The organism is Kutzneria kofuensis, assembly GCF_014203355.1.
Lineage (GTDB): Bacteria > Actinomycetota > Actinomycetes > Mycobacteriales > Pseudonocardiaceae > Kutzneria > Kutzneria kofuensis.
Genome location: NZ_JACHIR010000001.1, coordinates 5,955,889 through 5,972,632 on the forward strand (window position 1 = coordinate 5,955,889; position 16,744 = coordinate 5,972,632).

Annotated in this window: 19 protein-coding genes; 11 read left to right on the top strand and 8 right to left on the bottom strand. The window is 71.3% G+C overall.

The genetic code is table 11. From position 1 onward, the window contains the following. Positions 1–330: 330 nt before the first annotated feature. Genes hisD through BJ998_RS27590 form a run of 4 tightly spaced genes read left to right on the top strand, consistent with a single transcriptional unit; the run spans position 331 to position 3,517 of the window. Entirely contained in the window at positions 331–1,650 is a 1,320-nt protein-coding gene (gene hisD / locus BJ998_RS27575; protein WP_184866245.1) for a histidinol dehydrogenase, read from the top strand. Next, the gene (locus BJ998_RS27580; protein ID WP_184866246.1) at positions 1,651–2,757 is read left to right on the top strand and encodes a histidinol-phosphate transaminase; all 1,107 of its coding nucleotides are present in this window, start codon (positions 1,651–1,653) and stop codon (positions 2,755–2,757) included. Beyond that, complete coding sequence (hisB, locus tag BJ998_RS27585) at positions 2,754–3,353, top strand: imidazoleglycerol-phosphate dehydratase HisB (RefSeq protein ID WP_184866247.1); 600 nt, start codon at positions 2,754–2,756, stop codon at positions 3,351–3,353. The genes BJ998_RS27580 and hisB overlap by 4 nt, the downstream gene beginning before the upstream one ends. Beyond that, positions 3,353–3,517, top strand: coding sequence for a CG2302 family histidine operon protein (locus tag BJ998_RS27590; protein ID WP_184866248.1), 165 nt, complete (start codon positions 3,353–3,355; stop codon positions 3,515–3,517). The genes hisB and BJ998_RS27590 overlap by 1 nt, the downstream gene beginning before the upstream one ends. On the opposite strand, the gene BJ998_RS27595 is transcribed toward BJ998_RS27590, so the two are convergent. The 4 genes from BJ998_RS27595 to BJ998_RS27610 all read right to left on the bottom strand — a co-directional run bounded on the left by BJ998_RS27595 (position 3,504) and on the right by BJ998_RS27610 (position 6,526). Further along, complete coding sequence (locus BJ998_RS27595) at positions 3,504–4,034, bottom strand: RNA 2'-phosphotransferase (RefSeq protein ID WP_184866249.1); 531 nt, start codon at positions 4,032–4,034, stop codon at positions 3,504–3,506. The genes BJ998_RS27590 and BJ998_RS27595 overlap by 14 nt on opposite strands. A gap of 45 nt (positions 4,035–4,079) precedes the next feature. Beyond that, the gene (locus BJ998_RS27600) at positions 4,080–4,979 is read right to left on the bottom strand and encodes an ornithine cyclodeaminase family protein (protein ID WP_184866251.1); all 900 of its coding nucleotides are present in this window, start codon (positions 4,977–4,979) and stop codon (positions 4,080–4,082) included. Positions 4,980–5,077: 98 nt separating this feature from the next. Next, positions 5,078–5,542, bottom strand: coding sequence for a redox-sensitive transcriptional activator SoxR (soxR, locus tag BJ998_RS27605; protein WP_184866252.1), 465 nt, complete (start codon positions 5,540–5,542; stop codon positions 5,078–5,080). Positions 5,543–5,575: 33 nt separating this feature from the next. Beyond that, on the bottom strand, positions 5,576–6,526 hold the full coding sequence (locus tag BJ998_RS27610; RefSeq protein ID WP_184866253.1) for a cytochrome P450: 951 nt from the start codon (positions 6,524–6,526) through the stop codon (positions 5,576–5,578). Positions 6,527–6,747: 221 nt separating this feature from the next. On the opposite strand from BJ998_RS27610, the gene BJ998_RS27615 reads away from it, so the two are divergent. Next, positions 6,748–7,410: a response regulator gene (locus tag BJ998_RS27615; RefSeq protein WP_184866254.1), complete on the top strand. Its 663-nt coding sequence runs from the start codon at positions 6,748–6,750 to the stop codon at positions 7,408–7,410. 65 nt (positions 7,411–7,475) lie between these two features. Here the strand turns inward: BJ998_RS27615 and BJ998_RS27620 are convergent, their stop codons facing one another. Continuing rightward, positions 7,476–9,890: an ATP-binding protein gene (locus BJ998_RS27620; protein WP_184866255.1), complete on the bottom strand. Its 2,415-nt coding sequence runs from the start codon at positions 9,888–9,890 to the stop codon at positions 7,476–7,478. Positions 9,891–10,090: 200 nt separating this feature from the next. On the opposite strand from BJ998_RS27620, the gene BJ998_RS27625 reads away from it, so the two are divergent. After that, complete coding sequence (locus BJ998_RS27625; protein ID WP_184866256.1) at positions 10,091–10,765, top strand: hypothetical protein; 675 nt, start codon at positions 10,091–10,093, stop codon at positions 10,763–10,765. Here the strand turns inward: BJ998_RS27625 and BJ998_RS27630 are convergent. Then, positions 10,740–11,867, bottom strand: coding sequence for an acyltransferase family protein (locus BJ998_RS27630; RefSeq protein WP_184866257.1), 1,128 nt, complete (start codon positions 11,865–11,867; stop codon positions 10,740–10,742). The two genes, BJ998_RS27625 and BJ998_RS27630, sit on opposite strands and share 26 nt — an antisense overlap. 247 nt (positions 11,868–12,114) lie before the next feature. Here BJ998_RS27630 and hisH point away from each other — a divergent pair, with 247 nt between their 5' ends. Together hisH and priA are read left to right on the top strand one after the other, a co-directional pair. Continuing rightward, positions 12,115–12,747 (top strand): imidazole glycerol phosphate synthase subunit HisH, encoded by a 633-nt coding sequence (gene hisH, locus BJ998_RS27635; RefSeq protein ID WP_184866259.1) that lies wholly within the window; start codon positions 12,115–12,117, stop codon positions 12,745–12,747. 10 nt (positions 12,748–12,757) lie between these two features. Next, complete coding sequence (gene priA / locus BJ998_RS27640; RefSeq protein WP_184866261.1) at positions 12,758–13,489, top strand: bifunctional 1-(5-phosphoribosyl)-5-((5-phosphoribosylamino)methylideneamino)imidazole-4-carboxamide isomerase/phosphoribosylanthranilate isomerase PriA; 732 nt, start codon at positions 12,758–12,760, stop codon at positions 13,487–13,489. Here the strand turns inward: priA and BJ998_RS27645 are convergent. Both BJ998_RS27645 and BJ998_RS27650 read right to left on the bottom strand, forming a co-directional pair. Beyond that, positions 13,455–14,171 carry a Clp protease N-terminal domain-containing protein gene (locus BJ998_RS27645; protein ID WP_184866263.1) on the bottom strand — a complete coding sequence of 239 codons (717 nt, stop codon included), beginning with the start codon at positions 14,169–14,171 and terminating at the stop codon, positions 13,455–13,457. The genes priA and BJ998_RS27645 overlap by 35 nt on opposite strands. Positions 14,172–14,204: 33 nt before the next feature. Then, positions 14,205–14,474 (bottom strand): hypothetical protein, encoded by a 270-nt coding sequence (locus BJ998_RS27650; protein WP_184866265.1) that lies wholly within the window; start codon positions 14,472–14,474, stop codon positions 14,205–14,207. 114 nt (positions 14,475–14,588) lie between these two features. On the opposite strand from BJ998_RS27650, the gene BJ998_RS27655 reads away from it, so the two are divergent. The 3 genes from BJ998_RS27655 to hisF are packed head-to-tail and all read left to right on the top strand — an operon-like array spanning position 14,589 to position 16,721. Beyond that, on the top strand, positions 14,589–15,194 hold the full coding sequence (locus tag BJ998_RS27655) for a Uma2 family endonuclease (protein ID WP_312890359.1): 606 nt from the start codon (positions 14,589–14,591) through the stop codon (positions 15,192–15,194). A 9-nt stretch (positions 15,195–15,203) separates the two neighbouring features. Then, on the top strand, positions 15,204–15,938 hold the full coding sequence (locus BJ998_RS27660) for an AAA family ATPase (RefSeq protein ID WP_312890360.1): 735 nt from the start codon (positions 15,204–15,206) through the stop codon (positions 15,936–15,938). A gap of 9 nt (positions 15,939–15,947) precedes the next feature. Continuing rightward, entirely contained in the window at positions 15,948–16,721 is a 774-nt protein-coding gene (hisF, locus tag BJ998_RS27665) for an imidazole glycerol phosphate synthase subunit HisF (RefSeq protein WP_184866267.1), read from the top strand. Positions 16,722–16,744: the final 23 nt, after the last annotated feature.

Sequence of the window (16,744 nt, forward strand, 5' to 3'; positions counted from 1 at the left end):
CGGTGGTTGTCTCCGCGGCCGACAATTCCCAGAGTGAGCCGTGTTGCGAATACGCGCCGCCGCGGCCGGACGAAAGGATTGGGGCCGGAGAACACACACGCCGCTGTCCGATAGCAGAATTGCGAACTCGGGTGGGAAGGGCGATGTAGTGTGCGTGCTTTTGTGCCCCGCCCGCCCACCCCTCCCACTCGCCGGCGACCCCGGAAGGCTGAAGGCTTCGGGTGTCGCCAACCGGCCCGCATCGACCTCGGCGGGGCCGGCTGTGGACAACCCCCGAGTTGTCCACAGCCTTGCCGACCGGCTTGACAACGGGCTCGGTACCCTGAGGCCATGCTCAACCGCACCGACCTGCGTGGTCACGTCCCGTCCCCGGCTCAGCTGCGCGCCACCCTGCCGCGCGCCGAGGTCGACGTGGATGTGGTGCTCCATCAGGTGCGGCCGATGGTGGAGGCGGTGCGCGACCGGGGCGTGCCGGCGGTGCTGGAGTTCGCGGAGCGCTTCGACCGGATCAAGCCGGCGTCGATCCGGGTCCCGGCCGAGCGGATCACACAGGCACTGAAGGACCTGGACCCGAAGGTCAGAGAGGCCCTCGACGAGTCGATCGCCCGTGCCCGGAAGGTGCACGCCGACCAGCGGCGCACGGACAAGACCACCGAGGTGGTCCCGGGCGGCACGGTCACCGAGCGCTGGGTGCCGGTGGGCCGGGTCGGCCTGTACGCGCCGGGCGGCCTGGCGGTGTACCCGTCGACCGTGGTGATGAACGTGGTGCCCGCACAGACGGCGGGCGTGGGCTCGCTGGTGGTGTGCTCGCCGCCGCAGGCCGAGCACGGCGGCCTGCCGCACCCGACGATCCTGGCGGCGTGCGCGCTGCTGGACGTCGAAGAGGTGTGGGCGGTCGGCGGCGCGCAGGCGATCGCGCTGCTCACGTACGGGGGCGTGGACACCGACGGCGTGGAGCTGGCGGCGGTGGACATGATCACCGGCCCCGGCAACATCTACATGACCGCGGCCAAGCGGCTGCTCCGGGGCCTGGTGGGCATCGACTCGGAGGCCGGCCCGACGGAGATCGCGATCCTGGCCGACGACACGGCGGACCCGGCGCACGTGGCGGCCGACCTGATCAGCCAGGCCGAGCACGACACGCTGGCGGCCAGCGTCCTGGTCACCGACTCGGAGCGGCTGGCCGACGCGGTCGACGCCGAGCTGCACCGGCGGGTGGGCGCGACCAAGCACAGCGCCCGGGTGGCGGAGGCGTTGGCGGGCAGGCAGTCCGGGTGCATTCTTGTGTCCGATGTGGACGACGGGCTGAAGGTCGTCAACACCTACGCGGCCGAGCACCTGGAGATCCAGACGGCCGACGCCCGCGCGGTGGCGGCCCGGGTCACCAACGCGGGCGCGGTTTTCGTCGGCGCCTACGCGCCGGTCTCGCTCGGCGACTACTGCGCCGGCTCCAACCACGTGCTGCCCACCGCCGGCTGCGCCCGCCATTCCTCGGGCCTGTCCGTGCAGACCTTCCTGCGTGGCATCCACGTCATCGACTACAGCGAGGACGCGTTGCGCGACGTCGCCGACAAGGTGGTCGCGCTGGCCAACGCCGAGGACCTGCCCGCTCACGGCCAAGCCGTCACCGCACGTTTCAAGGACGCCTGAATGACCTCACCCATTGGCGCGCGTGTCCAGCTCGCCGACCTGCCGCTGCGCGAGGACCTGCGCGGCCGCACGCCCTACGGGGCGCCGCAGCTGGACGTGCCGATTCGCCTGAACACCAACGAGAACCCGTACCCGCCGCCGCCGGAGTTGGTCGCGGACGTCGCCGCCGCGGCGGCGGAGGTGGCGGCGACGCTGCACCGCTACCCGGACCGCGACGCGATCGCGTTGCGCACCGAGCTCGCCGCCTACCTGGCCTCGTCCACGGGCGTGCCGGTGACGGTGGCCAACGTCTGGGCGGCCAACGGCTCCAACGAGATCCTCCAGCAGCTGCTGCAGGCGTTCGGCGGCCCGGGCCGCAGCGCGCTGGGCTTCGAGCCGTCCTACTCGATGCACCCGATCATCGCCGCCGGCACCCGCACGGACTGGGTGCCCACGCCGCGTCGCCCCGACTTCTCCCTGGACACCGGGGAAGCGGCGCGGATCATCGTCGAGAAGGCGCCGGACCTGGTGTTCATCACCAGCCCGAACAACCCGACCGGCCAGGCGATCCCGCTGGACCAGCTGCGCGAGCTGATCGCGGTGACGCCGGGTGTCGTCGTCATCGACGAGGCGTACGCGGAGTTCAACGAGCACGCGAGCACGCTGGGCCTGCTCGAGGAGTTCGCCGAGAAGCTGGTGGTCACCCGCACCATGAGCAAGGCGTTCGCGTTCGCCGGCGGCCGCCTCGGCTACCTGGCCGCCGCGCCCGCGCTGGTGGACGCGCTGCAGCTGGTGCGGCTGCCCTACCACCTGTCGGCGCTGACCCAGGCCGCGGCGCTGGCCGCGCTGCGGCACGGAAAGCAGACGCTGGAGTCGGTGGCCAAGCTCGTCGCCGAACGCCACCGCGTGGTGGACTCGTTGGCCGGCATGGGATTCCAGGTCGTGCCCAGCGACGCCAACTTCGTCCTGTTCGGACGGTTCGACGACGCCAAGGCCGCCTGGCAGTCCTATTTGGACCGCGGCGTGCTGATCAGGGACGTCGGCATCGCCAACCACCTCAGGGTCAGCATCGGGACGCCCGACGAGAACGACGCGTTCCTGGCGGCCAGCAAGGAGATCACAAGGTGACCCGGATCGGGCGCGTCGAGCGCGCCACCAAGGAATCCTCCGTGCTGGTCGAGATCGACCTCGACGGCACGGGCAAGGTGGAGATCGACACCGGCGTGCCGTTCTACGACCACATGCTGACCGCGTTCGGCGTGCACGGCAGCTTCGACCTGGTGGTTCGGGCGACCGGCGACGTGCACATCGACGCCCACCACACCGTCGAGGACGTGGCGATCGTGCTGGGCCAGGCCATCCGCGAGGCGCTGGGTGACAAGGCCGGCATCCGCCGGTTCGGCGACTGCTGGATCCCGATGGACGAGGCGCTGGCGCACGCGGCCGTCGACGCGAGCGGCCGGCCGTACTGCGTGCACGTGGGCGAGCCGGAGTCGATGGAGTCCTTCACCGTCGGCAACAACTACGCGACGGTGCTGAACCGGCACGTGTTCGAGTCGCTGGCCTTCCACGCCCAGCTCGCGCTGCACGTCCGGGTGATCCACGGCCGGGATCCGCACCACATCACCGAGGCGGAGTACAAGGCCATCGCCCGCGCGCTGCGCGCGGCCACCGAGCCTGACCCGCGGGTGTCGGGCGTGCCGTCCACGAAGGGGGTGCTGTGATGTCGCAGCACGAGCTGATCGCCGTCGGGCTGCTGGCGCTGGCCGGCTTCCTGATCGGCGGCGTCTACACGATGTGGAAGACGGCCAAGATCGCCGCGGCGGTGCTGGGCGTGCTCGCCCTGCTGGCCGCCGGCGGCGCGGTCGCCTGGTTCATGTCGACCTGAGATACCCGGCGGGTACGTGTCCGGTGAGCCAGACTCCGTTGGCGCTCAACCGGAACACGTGCCCGTCGGCGTGCATGCGGCCGGCGTCGACCGCGAGCACGACGGGCTTGCCACGCCGCGAACCGACCCTGACCGCCGTGGGGACATCGGGTGACAGGTGCACGTCGTGCCGGCTCATCGGCCGCAGCCCCTCGGCCATGATGGCGTCGAGGAACTTGGCGACGGTGCCGTGGTAGAGCGTGTCCGGCGGGGTCGCGACGGGCAGGTCGAGCTCGACCGGCACGGTGTGGCCCTGGCTGGCGCGGATCCGGGTGCCGGTCTCGTCGAAGGCGAAGCGGCGCTTGTCGTTGGTGGCGACGACGTGGTCGAGCTGCTCGCGGGTGATGCCGAGAGCGGCGATCAGGGCGTCGACGTCGGTCCAGCCGTCCGGGGAAAGTCGGATGCCGATCTCCGCGGGCGCGTGTCTGAGATGTCGCGACAGGCGCTTGGAGATCCGGATCATGGTCTTGTGGTTCATGTGGCGGCAGTGTGCGCCGCCCGGGTCGCGGCCGTCCAGCGGAATTCAGCCGGCCAGGTCGAGCTCGTTCATCACGTGGTCGGCGAGCAGCACGTCGGTGCCGGCCAGGCCGGTCGAGCAGAACAGGGTGATCTGGCCCTCGCTGATCCGGCCGGGCAGGTCGCCGTCGATGATGCCGCCCAGGTGGGCCAGCTTGCGGCCGGTGAAGAACGGGTTGCCGTAGGCGGCGGCCTGCGCGGGCGAGTCGCTGGCCACGATCGCGGCCACGCTGGCCAGCTCGGGCGGGAGTTCGCTGGCGCCGCGCAGCTTCGGTCCGATGGTGTTGACGTGGCAGCCGGGGGCGAACGCGGTCGCCGGCAGCACCGGCCGGGCCGACTTGGTTGCCACCAGAACCACGTCGGCGTCCCGCACGGCCTCGACGGAGTCGGCCAGGTCGATGGCGTTCAACCCGAGCTCGTCCCGGGCCCGCGCGGCGAACTTGGCCCTGTTCGCCGGAGTCGGCGAGCTGACACGGACCTCGCTGAAGGTGCGAACGGAGCAGGCGGCCCACAGCTGCGCCCACGACTGCGTGCCGGAACCGATGACCGCACACACCGAGGCGTCGTGCTTGGCCAGCGCGTCGACGGCCGCGCCGCCGAGCGCGCCGGTGCGCAGCGCACCCAGTGCGGTGCCGACGACCACGCCGCGCAGCGAGCCCTTGTTGTCCCACACGGCAACCAGCTGGTCGGCGTGCCCGGGCCACAGGCCGTAGCAGCGGAAACCCACGGTGCCGGAAGCATTTCCGCCGACAGTGAACACGAGTTCCGTTGAGCCGACGTCGATCCCGGTGCGCGGCGGGGCCTTGAGCGTGCCGCGGTAGGCGTCCACGAGGGCGTCTCGGGAAACGCGGACGGCCGCCCCGGCAAGCAGGGTGGCGCGCACGTCGGCGTCCGAGATGACCTTCACGTGTCCAGTCTGCGACTGCCGGCACCCGCCTTCAAGCAGGCGCGGTCAGCTGCATCCTTATGGCGCAACGGTGATCACTGTGTGGTGGGCGCGACCACTCAGTCGATACCTCCCTCGGCGGCAGCGCGCAGGCGGGGCGCTCCCGGACCGTAGTCGGCCATCCGATCCTCGGCGTTGACCAGCGTGCACACCCGCAGCGACAGGCAGCCGCAGCCCACGCATCCCTCCAACTTGTCGCGAAGTCGTTGCAGGGAGTCGATTCTGGCCTCCAGCTCGGTCTTCCACTCCCGCGACAGTCGCGCCCAGTCCGCCTTGGTCGGCGTGCGCTGCTCGGGCAGCGTCGCCAGTGCGGCCCCGATGTCCTCCAGGCTGAGTCCGACCCGTTGCGCCGTGCGGATGAACGCCAGCCGGCGAAGCACCGAGCGCGGGTAACGGCGCTGGTTGCCGGCCGTGCGCTCGGCGGCGATCAGGCCGCGTTCCTCGTAGAACCGCAATGCGGTCTGCGCGACTCCGCTGCGTTCGGACACCTGGCCGATGGACAGCCAGTCGGGGAGTTTCACCACCCGTTGAGCCTAACCTGGAGTTAACTCGAACGCTCACACGCCTCGCTGTTGTGACACCATGACGAGCCGATCGGGTCGCTCCACCACCGCAATGCTCGGCCGCACCCGCCCGAGAGTCGGCAGCAGCTGCCAACGCGCCGCGATCGTGGCGACCGCGACCGTCAACTCCGTCCACAGGAACGCGCCGCGGTCGTCGCACCCGAACGGCACGAACGCGCCCCGCGGCAGGTGCGCGCAGCGGTCCGCCCGCCAGCGGTCCGGATCGAACGCGTCCGGATTCTCGTACAGCTCGGCATCCCGGTGCAGCGAATGCGGCCGCAGCAGCAGTTCCGCGCCGGGGGCCAGCCGGATTCCGCCCAGCCGAACGGGTTTCACCACCGTGCGCATCACCAGCAACACCGGATGCAGGCGCACCACCTCGCTCACAACGCGTCGGGTGTAGCGGAGGTTCGCCACGTCCGTTGCGGTGACACGGCGGCCCGCGAGGACCGTGTCCACCTCGGCGTGCAACCGGGCCAGTGCGTGCGGATGCGAGGCCAACTCGTGCCACGTCCAGGCCAGCGTCGCCGCCACCAACGCCGCCAGGCAGCCGCGGCCCGGCTCCGTCGTCGGAAAGAACCGTTGCATCAGCAAGGTGATCGTCGACGGGCAGGAGATCGGTCCGCGGTCCACCGGCTCGTATCGCGCCATCGCCGAGTTCACGTCCAGCTCCGCGCCGGGCCGCCAGTGCTCGGTCAGCCGCCGCGTCCGCTCGGCGACGGTCGCGACGCGCCCGGTCAGGTCGCCCTCGGTGGGCCGGCGGCCCCGGTCGGCGCCGCTGTCGTACCGCTTCGGGTCGGTGATCAGCACGGACCGGACCAGTTCGGGCGCGGTGACCGCGTGCACCAGCCGCGGCCCGATGTAGAGCTCGGTCATGCCGGGTCGGCCGCCGGCCGCCAGCGAACCGAGGAAACCCAGCGGATCACCGGCGACAGCTGCCTCCATGTGTCCCATCCTGATGACGCCCATCGGCGGCGGCAATCGTCGGCCGGACACGATGCCCGTCCCGGCCCCGTATCTTCCGACCAGTTCACCGGTTGTCCGGGCAGCCGGGGCCTACAGTCGAGTCGGAGCGGCGGTCCGGACCCGGTTCCGCGTTACGTGCAGCCCTGCAAACCGTTACGCAACGGTTTTCATTCAGCCGGTCGACCCGCACAATCACGGGTATGAACCAAGCGATCACCGTGGGAGTCGTCGACTCCGAGGCGCTGGTGCGCGGCGGCATCCGCCGCGTCCTCGAACAGGCGCCGGACGTGCGGGTCGTGGCCGAGGCCGCCAGTGGGCCGGGGGCCGTCGAACTCGTGCGCAAGCACCTGCCCAGAGTGCTGCTGATGGACGTCCGGATGCCTGGCATGGACGGGCTGGCCGCGACCGAGCAGGTCCGGGCGCTGTCCCCGGCCACCGCTGTGGTGCTGCTGACCTCGGTAGCCGACGACAGCCACATCCGGCGGGCGCTGCGGGCCGGGGCCACCGGCTTCCTGCTCAAGGACGGCAGTCCCCGGGAGCTCGTCACCGCCGTACGAGCCGTCGCCGCCGGCGAGGCCATGCTGTCGCCGGCGATCACGCGGCGGGTGCTCGACCGGATCGTCGACATCGACCCCGAGCCGGTGGAGCGGGCCCGGACCCTCGTCAACCACCTCACCGGCCGCGAACGCGAGGTGCTCGGCCTGCTCGCGCAGGGCATGGGCAACCTCCAGATCGCGCGCAAGCTCTACCTCAGCGAGGGGGCGGTCAAGGCGCACGTCAGCCGCCTGCTCACCAAGCTCAGCTGCGACAACCGGGTGCAGGCCGCCATCCTCGCGCACAACGCCCGCCTCGTCAGCGCCTGACGGAAAGCGGCTTCCGGCGGCATCCGCCGCCCGCCGGACCCACCCGTCGATCCGCGCCGGCATGTTCAGCGGCTGACCGAAGTCTCCTCCGGCGGAATCCGCCGTGCGCCGGGATCGCCCCAGGCCACCACATCGGCCCGGGTGCGCAGGCCGAGCTTGGCACGGACGCGATGCAGCCGATAGGCCACCGTCCGCACGCTCACGCCCAACCTCGCGGCGATCTCGGGATTGGTGAGACCGGCCCTGACGAGGGCGGCGACCTCCTGCTCGTCGGCGTCCAGATCCTGGCCGGAGGAACCCGAAGGCGAAGCCCAGACCCCGTGCAGGGCGTAGGCCATGACCTGGTCACGGGTGAGCCGCCCGACCTCCTCGGCGATGCGGTCGATCTCGTCGTCGTCGGGCACGCCCCAGTCGCCGAGGCTGCTCTCGACCTGACGGCGCCAGGCGGGCTCGGCATAGAGCCGGTCACCGCCGCGGATGTAGCGGGCGGCGCAGAAGAGGCGGATGGCGCGTTCCCCGTCCCCACGCCGGCCGGCGGCCATGGCGAGACCCTCCAGCGCGAACGGAACCTCCAGCCACGAAGCGGGTGCGTTGCGCAGGCTGTCGGCGAAGAACTCCTCGGCGGCGGCCAGGTTGTCGCGGCGCAGCGCGATGGTGCCGGCGGTGTGCAGCGCCAGGCTCATGCCGTGACAGACCGGCCCGGCCCGGAACCGGCGCAGCGCGGCGGTGATGAGCTCGTCGGCACGGTCCAGCTCGCCCTGCCAGTGCGCGGTCAACGCCAGCCGCTCCAGCATCATGGCGACGGCGGTCTCATCCCGTAGTCCCTCGGCCAGTTCCAACGCCTCGGTGAAGCGCTCCTTGGCGTCGGCGAGCCGCTCGGTGGCCTGGCACACCGCGCCCATCGTGTACAGGGCGGCGATCAGCGGCACGGGGTCGCCGGTGGAGCGGGCGAGCGCCAGCGCCTCGGCGAGATGGGTGACGCCCTCCCGGGAATCGCCCTGCACGGTCGCCAGATAGCCGGCGTACGTCAGCAGCAGGCAGCGGTGCACGGGCCGGATCCGCACCCGGTCCAGAGCGGCCCGCAGCAGCTTGCGGCCCTCGGTGAGGAAGCCCCGCGGCATCCAGCAGCGGACGGTGGCCACGGTGAGCACCGCGTTGCGCTCGTCGTCGGCCGACGCGGTCCAGCGCACCGCCACCATCAAGTTGTCGATCAATCCCTCCAATCGGCGCTGCGCCGCCAGCGGGAACCACACGGGCTCCCGGACCAGCGGCTGGGCGAGCTCGGTCAGCCACCTCGTCAACCGGTCGTGCGTGGCGGCGCCGTCGTCGGAGGCGTCGAGACGTTCCCGCGCGTACAACCGGATGGACTCCAGCATCCGCAGCCTCGACGAGCCCGCCGCGGTGACCAGCGAGCCGGCCTGCAGCCGGAAGACCAGCTCGAACACCTGCTCCGGGCGGAACTCGTCGTCGGCGCAGACCGCGATCGCGGTGTCCAGGTCGAACGTACCGGCCAACACCGACAGCCGGCGGAAGACGACCTGCTCGTCCGGTCCGAGGAGCTGGTGGCTCCAGTCGATGGCCTGCCGAAGGCTGCGTTGACGTGCGGATCCAGTCCGGTTCGGCGTTGTCAACAGCTCGAGCCGGCCGGCCAGCCGGGCGTGGATCGCACCCACCGACAGCATCGGGATCCGGTGTGCGGCGAGCTCGATCGCCAGCGGGCTGCCGTCCAGTTCGGCGCACACGGCCGCGATCTGCCCGACGGTGTCGTCGTCGAGCGCGAAGTCCTTGTCACGCTCACGCGCGCGGTCCACGAACAGCCGCACGGCGTCGCTGCGCATCGGATCGGACTCCCCGCTGGGCAGCGCCAGGCCGTCGACGGAGAACACCAGCTCGCCGGAGATGGCCAGCGCTTCCCGGCTCGTGGCCAGCACCCGCAGGCCACGGCACCGCCGCAGCGCGAGGTCGACGAACCGGGCGCTGGCGTCCACCAGGTGCTCGCAGTTGTCCAGCACGAGCAGCGTCCGGGTGCCGCGCAGCACGTCGAGCAGGGCGTCGCTGATGGTCCGTCCCGGCAGTTCGCGCACGCCGAAGGCGCCGGCGATGACCTGGGTGATGCGGTCGCCGTCGTCGAGGGTGTCCAACTCGACCAGCACCGCCCGCTGCGGCAGCCGGCCGGCCACCTCGAGCGCGAGCCGGGTCTTGCCGACGCCGGCCGGCCCGACCAGCGTGATCAACCGGCGCTGCCCGAGCAGGTGGGTCAGCCGCTCGATCTCCGGGCGGCGGCCGACGAAGCTGTCCACCAACGCCGGCAACGCACCCGGGATGTCGGAGTTCACCGCGGACGGGATCGCGGCCCGCGTCGCCGATGTGGCCCGCCGGCGATAGGCCCGCTGGCGGCACGCGTTCGAGCAGTAGCGCACGCGTTGCTGGTCGGCGAGCCCCTTCCCGCAGACCGCGCAACTCCGCTCCGCCGACGCCATCGCAGTCACGCTAGCAGCAAGTGGACTGGGCAAATTGGTGGTCACCCGATCGGCCGGGCGACCCGCCGGCCGTATCCATCGACCACGGTTTTACGCCCGTTCGACGGCATCGATCGACACCCGGCCGGCAAGGCTGCGATTGGGCTTCAACGGCCGGCACGCGGGGTGCGACGCGGACGATCTTGGCAGAATGTTCGCCCGTGACCGCTAGGACGCTCATCTGGACCCCCGTGCCGACCGCCAAGCTGCAGATGCGGCTGCACGAGGAGGGCGAGGGGCCGGCGGTGCTGGTCCCCGTGGGCTCCGGCACCGTGGTGCTGCCCGCGCCGGCGGCGCGCTTCCCGCGCGCGGTGGCGCTGGCGCGCACCTGCCTGCGCATCGGCGAGCGGGCGCTGGCCGTGCGCTGGGACGACAACGCCGTCACCGCGCACCCCATCTACGACAAGGCCCTGTACGGCTGGGCCTGGGGCGCCCACCGCGACGTGCTCAAGCTGCTGGAGGCGACGAACCCGCGCGGCGGGGTGGCGCGGATCCTGCTGCGCGGCATGTTCCTGGTCCACAGCGACAAGCGCGACCAGCGCAGCCGGCACGACGCGGTGGCGCGCCGGTTCGGCGAGACACTGGACGCTGCCGACCAGGCGATGCTCGAACGCGTGCAGGACTGGCCGTCCGGCGGTCCGCAGGCGCTGGCGGCGCTGTTCACCGCCGCCGGCCGGGACGACGTGGCGCTGGTGGCGTCGCTGGTCGACGCCGGTCACGCCGACGCGTGGCTGGCCAAGCTGCCGTCCGACGCGAGCCGCAAGGCCGTGAAGGAGGCCCCGCTGAACACCGTGCTGCCGGTCGTGCCGGTCACGCAGGGGATGGCGCCGTCGTAACCCTCTTCTTGCGCCGGCCGCCGGCGATCAGCTTGCGGCCCGGCGTCTCGACGAACGTGAACAGCGCCCAGGACAGGCCGAGGCTCACGCCGAACATCGCCAGCACGACCACCAGCCCGGCCGGCGCGCTGAGCGAGATCGTGCCGGGCAGCAGCGTCTTCACGGCGCTGAGCACCATCACGTGCACCATGTAGAACGAGAACGACCACTCGCCGAGCCGTTCCATCACCGGCTGCCGCCACACCGAGTGGGTGCCGCGCAGGTCGGCCGTCGCGGCGGCCGGGATGAGCAGGCTGAAGCCGAGCAGCGTGCAGAAGGTGTTGCCGAACGCGCCGGGCAGCGCGGGCACCACGAAGTAGCCGATCAGCGTCACGCCGAGGGCGACGTCCAGGCCCGGGCCGTGCCACCGGCCCAGCATCACCAGCCGGGCCAGCGCGATGCCGAGGGTGAACTCGCCCAGCCGGGCCAGCGGGAAGAAGTAGATCGGCCACGAGATCGGGTGCACCGTGACGGCGATCGGCACCGCGATCACCGCCAGCGCGCTGACCGCCGCGAACACCACCGCGCCGCGGGCCTGCAGGTGCCGGGCGAGCCGCCCGAACAGCGGAAACGACACGTAGAACAGCAGCTCGCAGACCAGTGACCAGCTGACCGGGTCCAGGCTCTGGTAGTACGCGTAGTCCGGCGACCACGAGTGCAGCAGCAGCACGTTCGTCACCAGCTGGCCGGCCGTCGGCACCATCTCCGAGCCGATGGTCAGCGCCAGCACCAGCGCGATCGCCACGCAGACCAGGTGCACCGGGTAGATCCGGGCGACCCGGCGGCGCAGGAAGCCCAGCGCGGTGTCCTTCGGCCGGGACGACCACATCAGGACGAAGCCGGAGAGGATGAAGAAGAACGAGACGCCGGTGCCGCCGGCCTGGAACACCGTGGCCATCACGTTGGCGGCCGGGCCGGGGCCGAAGAAGCCGAAGTTGCGGACGTGCATGCCGAACACGAGGAAGGCGGCGACCCAGCGCAGGCCGGTCAGCGACGGCAGGCGGCCACCCAGCGACGCGGTCCCGGTGCTCGTGGATCGGCCAACGGAGGCCAGCTGTGTCACAGACCTTCCTCGCTAACGCTCGGAGCACGAAGGTCTGCGACCAAGGTCGCAGTGTTGGATGGCTCCCTCGCAAGCTCGGTCACAGTGCGTTCCTTCGACGGTCCGACGGCATCAGCAGCCGGCTACGGTACGACACCGGGCATAGCCCGTTAGACGGACGAGCCGCCCGAATGGTTGGTCTGCCGGGGAGAACACGCTCCGTACCGTGATGTAGATCACGGTGGAATCGGCCCTCTAAGCTGTGTTCGTGCCCCGTGTAGTCGTGCTGGATTATGGATCAGGCAACCTCCGCTCGGCCGAGCGCGCGCTGCGCCGCGTCGGCGCCGACGTCGAGGTGACCGCCGACCATCGGGCCGCGCTCGCCGCGGACGCCCTCGTGGTGCCCGGCGTCGGCGCGTACGCGGCCTGCATGACGGGCCTCAACGCCGTCCGGGGCGCCCGGATCATCGGCGAGCGGCTGGCCGGCGGCCGGCCGGTGCTGGGCATCTGCGTCGGCATGCAGATCCTCTTCGAGCGCGGCGTCGAGCACGGCATCGAGTCCGCCGGCTGCGGCGAGTGGCCGGGCACCGTCGAGCGACTGCACGCGGAAGTGCTGCCGCACATGGGCTGGAACACCGTGCGCGCCGCCGAGGGCTCGGTGTTGTTCGACGGCCTCGACGACGACGCCCGGTTCTACTTCGTGCACTCCTACGGCGTGCGCAAGTGGGAGCTGGTGCCGGACAGCACGCTCAAGGCGCCGCTGGTGACGTGGGCCAACCACGGCGAGGACTTCGTCGCCGCCGTGGAGAACGGCGCGCTGTGCGCCACCCAGTTCCACCCGGAGAAGTCCGGCGACGCCGGCGCGCACCTGCTGGAGAACTGGCTCGCCAGCACGCGATAGGGTCCTGCCCGTGACGTTCTACCTGCTCCCCGCCGTCGACGTCGCCGACGGCAAGGCGGTGCGACTGGTCCAGGGCGAGGCCGGCACCGAGACCTCCTACGGCGACCCGCTGGAAGCCGCGCTCGCGTGGCAGAACGACGGCGCCGAGTGGATCCATCTCGTCGACCTCGACGCCGCGTTCGGCCGCGGTTCCAACCGTGAGCTGCTCGCCGGTGTCGTCGGCAAGCTCGACGTGAAGGTGGAGCTGTCCGGCGGCATCCGCGACGACGAGTCGCTCGCCGCCGCGCTGTCCACCGGCTGCACCCGGGTCAACCTCGGCACCGCCGCGCTGGAGAACCCGCAGTGGTGCGCCAAGGCGATCGCCGAGCACGGCGACAAGGTGGCGGTCGGGCTGGACGTCCGGATCACCGAGCAGGGCCACCGGCTGGCCGCCCGGGGCTGGACCAGCGACGGCGGCGACCTGTGGGACGTGCTCGAGCGGCTGGACCGGGACGGCTGCTCCCGGTACGTGGTGACCGACGTGAGCAAGGACGGCACGCTGCGCGGCCCCAACCTGGAGCTGCTGCGCGCGGTCTGCGACCGGACGGACGCCCCCGTGATCGCGTCCGGCGGTGTGTCCAGTGTGGACGATCTGGTCGCGCTGTCGGGACTGGCCGCGGACGGCGTCGAGGGCGCGATCGTCGGCAAGGCCCTCTACGCCGGCGCGTTCACTCTCCCTGACGCTCTCGCAGCAGTTCGCTGAGCTTGGCCACGATGTAGCGCTCCAGTTCCTCGGTGTCGACGCCGAGGCCGGTGAGCACCTTCGCGCCGACGCCGTCGCCCTCGGCCAGCAGGCCCAGCAGCACGTGCTCGGTGCCGATGAAGTTGTGTTCGAGGCGCAGCGCCTCGCGCACGGCCAGCTCCAGCACCTTGCGCACCCGCGGCGTGAACGGGATGTGCCCGGTGACGGTCTCGCCTCCGGCCGGCGCCGCGACCTTCACCGCGGCGCGGACCTGCTCCTCGGTGATGCCCTGCGCGATCAGGGCTTGCGCGGCCAGGCCCTCCGGCAGTGAGATCAGCGCGATCAGCACGTGCTCGGTGCCGATGTAGCCGTGGCCGGCGGACTGGGCCTCGGCCTGGGACTGGGCGACGACGCGCCGGGCGTAGTCGGTGAACCGGCTGAACGGGCCCCAGTCCATCGGCTCGTCCTTGGGCACGAAGCGTTTCTGCGCGGCCTGCTTGGTCACGCCCATGCTGCGACCGATGTCGGTCCAGGTGGCGCCGGCCCGGCGGGCCTGGTCGACGAAGTGCCCGACCAGGTGGTCGGACAGCTCGCCGAGGCGGTCCGCCTGCTGCACCGCCTCGGCCAGCCGGGCCAGCGGGTCGCCGTCCGGGTGCAGGGTGGCGACCAGGTTGATCATGTCGTCGAGTCGTGGCATCGTCATGCCGTCAACGTTAGGTTGACTCCGGCCACGTTGTCAACCTTTGGTTGACGACTGGATCCAGTGGCCGGAGGCGCCGTGGGTGCGGTGCGCCGTGGCGTCCGCGATGACCAATGTCGCCGCCAGCAGAACGAGGTCCTTGAGCACGTACTGGCCCTCCAGTGTCGGCATGTGGTCGGGACCGCTGAACAGTTCACCCGGCATGAGCGCCAGCGGCAGGAGAATGCCGACCGCCCACAGTCCCGTCGGGTAGATCGCCACGCGCAGCCCGATATTCGTGATCAGCGACAGGCCACGCTCGGTCACGGTAGGAGCCCCGAAACTTGGTATTCAGTCGTCTCCGGCGAGGGAACTGCCCGCTCGGACGGGGGATGGGAGATCATGGCGTGGCAGGCTGCGGACAGACGTGAGGAGTTACCGGTGACTGCGTCGCCCCGGGGCTGGCACATGCCGCCCGAGTTCGATCACCCCCTGACGATTGCCGAGTATGAACGCCTGCCCGAAGACACCGAACACCGCTGGGAACTCCAGGAGGGCTCACTCGTGATGAGCCCGTCACCGCGGCCGCGCCACGCGCTGGCGGCGGCCGAGCTTCGCGGCCAGTTGAAGCCGCAGCTGCCCGCTGGCCTGTACGGGTTGCCGGACATCGACATCAACCTGGAGCTGTTCCCAGTGAACGGTCCAGGCCAGGTGCGTCGCCCGGATCTGGTTGTCGTGGACAAAGCGGCCTACGAACGGGCCGACGGAGAGGGCACGCTACTGCGAGCCTCCGAAGTGCGGCTGGTGGTTGAGGTTGTGTCGCCGGGATCGGTCCGTATGGACAATCTCACCAAACGTGGCGAATACGCCGACGCTGGTATTTCGCACTACTGGATCATCGATGTGAACGAGCCCGTCTCGCTGGTCGAGTGCCATCTGGCCGGGGAGTTCGGATACCAGGACAACGGCGGCGTCACCGGTGTGTTCACCACGTCGGTGCCGTTCCCGGTGCGCATCGACCTGAACGCCCTGATCCGGCCCACGTAGCCTGGGGGCGTGGCCGGCCTGTTCATCCGCCGTGTGCGGCTCGACGAGCCGTCGACCGGGCGCTACCCCTTCACACTGCCGGTGGTGCGGTGGCTGTCCAAAGCGGACGGTATCGACCTCGGGGCCGGCGTCACGTTCCTGATCGGGGAGAACGGGGCCGGGAAGTCCACGCTGGTGGAGGCGATCGCGGTGGCGGCGGGCTTCAACCCGGAGGGCGGCAGCCAGGATTTCCGGTTCGCGACGCGGGCGACGGAATCGTCGCTGGGGGACTACCTGACGCTGAGCCGGGGGATCGGAAAGCCCAGGACGGGTTTCTTCCTCAGGGCGGAGTCGTACTACAACGTGGCGACGGAGATCGAGCGGCTGGGCCACGACTCGATCCAGCACTACGGCGGCCGCTCGCCGCACGAGCGGTCGCACGGAGAGTCCTTTCTGGACCTGGTGACGCACCGCTTCGGCCCGAACGGCCTGTACATCCTGGACGAGCCGGAGGCGGCGCTGTCGGTGCGGGGCTGCCTGGCCCTGGTGGCGAGGATGGCGGACCTGGTGGAGCAGGACTGCCAGCTGATCGTGGCGACCCACTCGCCGATCCTGCTGTCGCTGCCGGGGGCGGCGATCCTGGAGGTCGGGGAGGACGGCGCGGTCGAGCGGGTGGACTTCGACACGGCGCTGCCGGTGCGGCTGACCCGCGAGTTCCTCGCCGACCCGGACCGCTACCTACGGCACCTGCTGGCGGGCCCGTAGGCTGGGGGTATGCCCGTCGCAGTCCGTGTCATCCCCTGTCTCGACGTCGACCGGGGCCGTGTCGTCAAAGGCGTCAACTTCACCGACCTGCGGGACGCGGGCGACCCGGTCGAGCTGGCCGCCGCCTACGACGCGGCCGGCGCGGACGAGCTGACCTTCCTGGACGTGACGGCCTCGTCCTCGGACCGGGAGACAACCTACGACGTGGTCCGGCGCACGGCCGAGCAGGTGTTCATCCCGCTCACGGTCGGCGGCGGGGTGCGCGCGCCGGAGGACGTGGACCGGCTGCTGCGCGCGGGCGCGGACAAGGTCAGCATCAACACGGCCGCGATCGCCCGGCCGGAGCTGCTGCGCGAGGCGTCGCAGCGGTTCGGCGCGCAGTGCATCGTGCTGTCGGTGGACGCGCGGCGGGTGCCGGCGGACGGCCAGCCGACGGCGTCGGGCTTCGAGGTCACGACCCACGGTGGCCGTCGCGGCACGGGCATCGACGCCGTCGAGTGGGCGGCCCGGGGCCAGGAGTTGGGCGTCGGCGAGATCCTGCTCAACTCGATGGACGCCGACGGCACGAAGGCCGGCTTCGACCTGGAGCTGATCCGGCTGGTGCGGTCGGTGGTGAGCGTGCCGCTGATCGCCAGCGGCGGCGCCGGCCAGGTCGACCACTTCCCGCCGGCGATCGAGGCCGGCGCGGACGCGGTGCTCGCGGCGAGCGTGTTCCACTTCGGCACGCTCAGCATCGGCGAGGTGAAGGACGAGCTCAGGGGCGCGGGAGTGGTGGTCCGGTGAAGGCTGAGCTGCTGGCCGCCCGG

Coding starts and splice junctions, on each gene's coding strand:
- BJ998_RS27610 (WP_184866253.1), bottom strand. CDS start 6,526: ATGGAGGCAGCTGTCGCCGGTGATCCGCTGGGTTTCCTCGGTTCGCTG.
- BJ998_RS27620 (WP_184866255.1), bottom strand. CDS start 9,890: ATGGCGTCGGCGGAGCGGAGTTGCGCGGTCTGCGGGAAGGGGCTCGCC.
- BJ998_RS27615 (WP_184866254.1), top strand. CDS start 6,748: ATGAACCAAGCGATCACCGTGGGAGTCGTCGACTCCGAGGCGCTGGTG.
- BJ998_RS27645 (WP_184866263.1), bottom strand. CDS start 14,171: ATGACGATGCCACGACTCGACGACATGATCAACCTGGTCGCCACCCTG.
- BJ998_RS27590 (WP_184866248.1), top strand. CDS start 3,353: ATGTCGCAGCACGAGCTGATCGCCGTCGGGCTGCTGGCGCTGGCCGGC.
- BJ998_RS27580 (WP_184866246.1), top strand. CDS start 1,651: ATGACCTCACCCATTGGCGCGCGTGTCCAGCTCGCCGACCTGCCGCTG.
- BJ998_RS27595 (WP_184866249.1), bottom strand. CDS start 4,034: ATGAACCACAAGACCATGATCCGGATCTCCAAGCGCCTGTCGCGACAT.
- hisD (WP_184866245.1), top strand. CDS start 331: ATGCTCAACCGCACCGACCTGCGTGGTCACGTCCCGTCCCCGGCTCAG.
- hisF (WP_184866267.1), top strand. CDS start 15,948: ATGCCCGTCGCAGTCCGTGTCATCCCCTGTCTCGACGTCGACCGGGGC.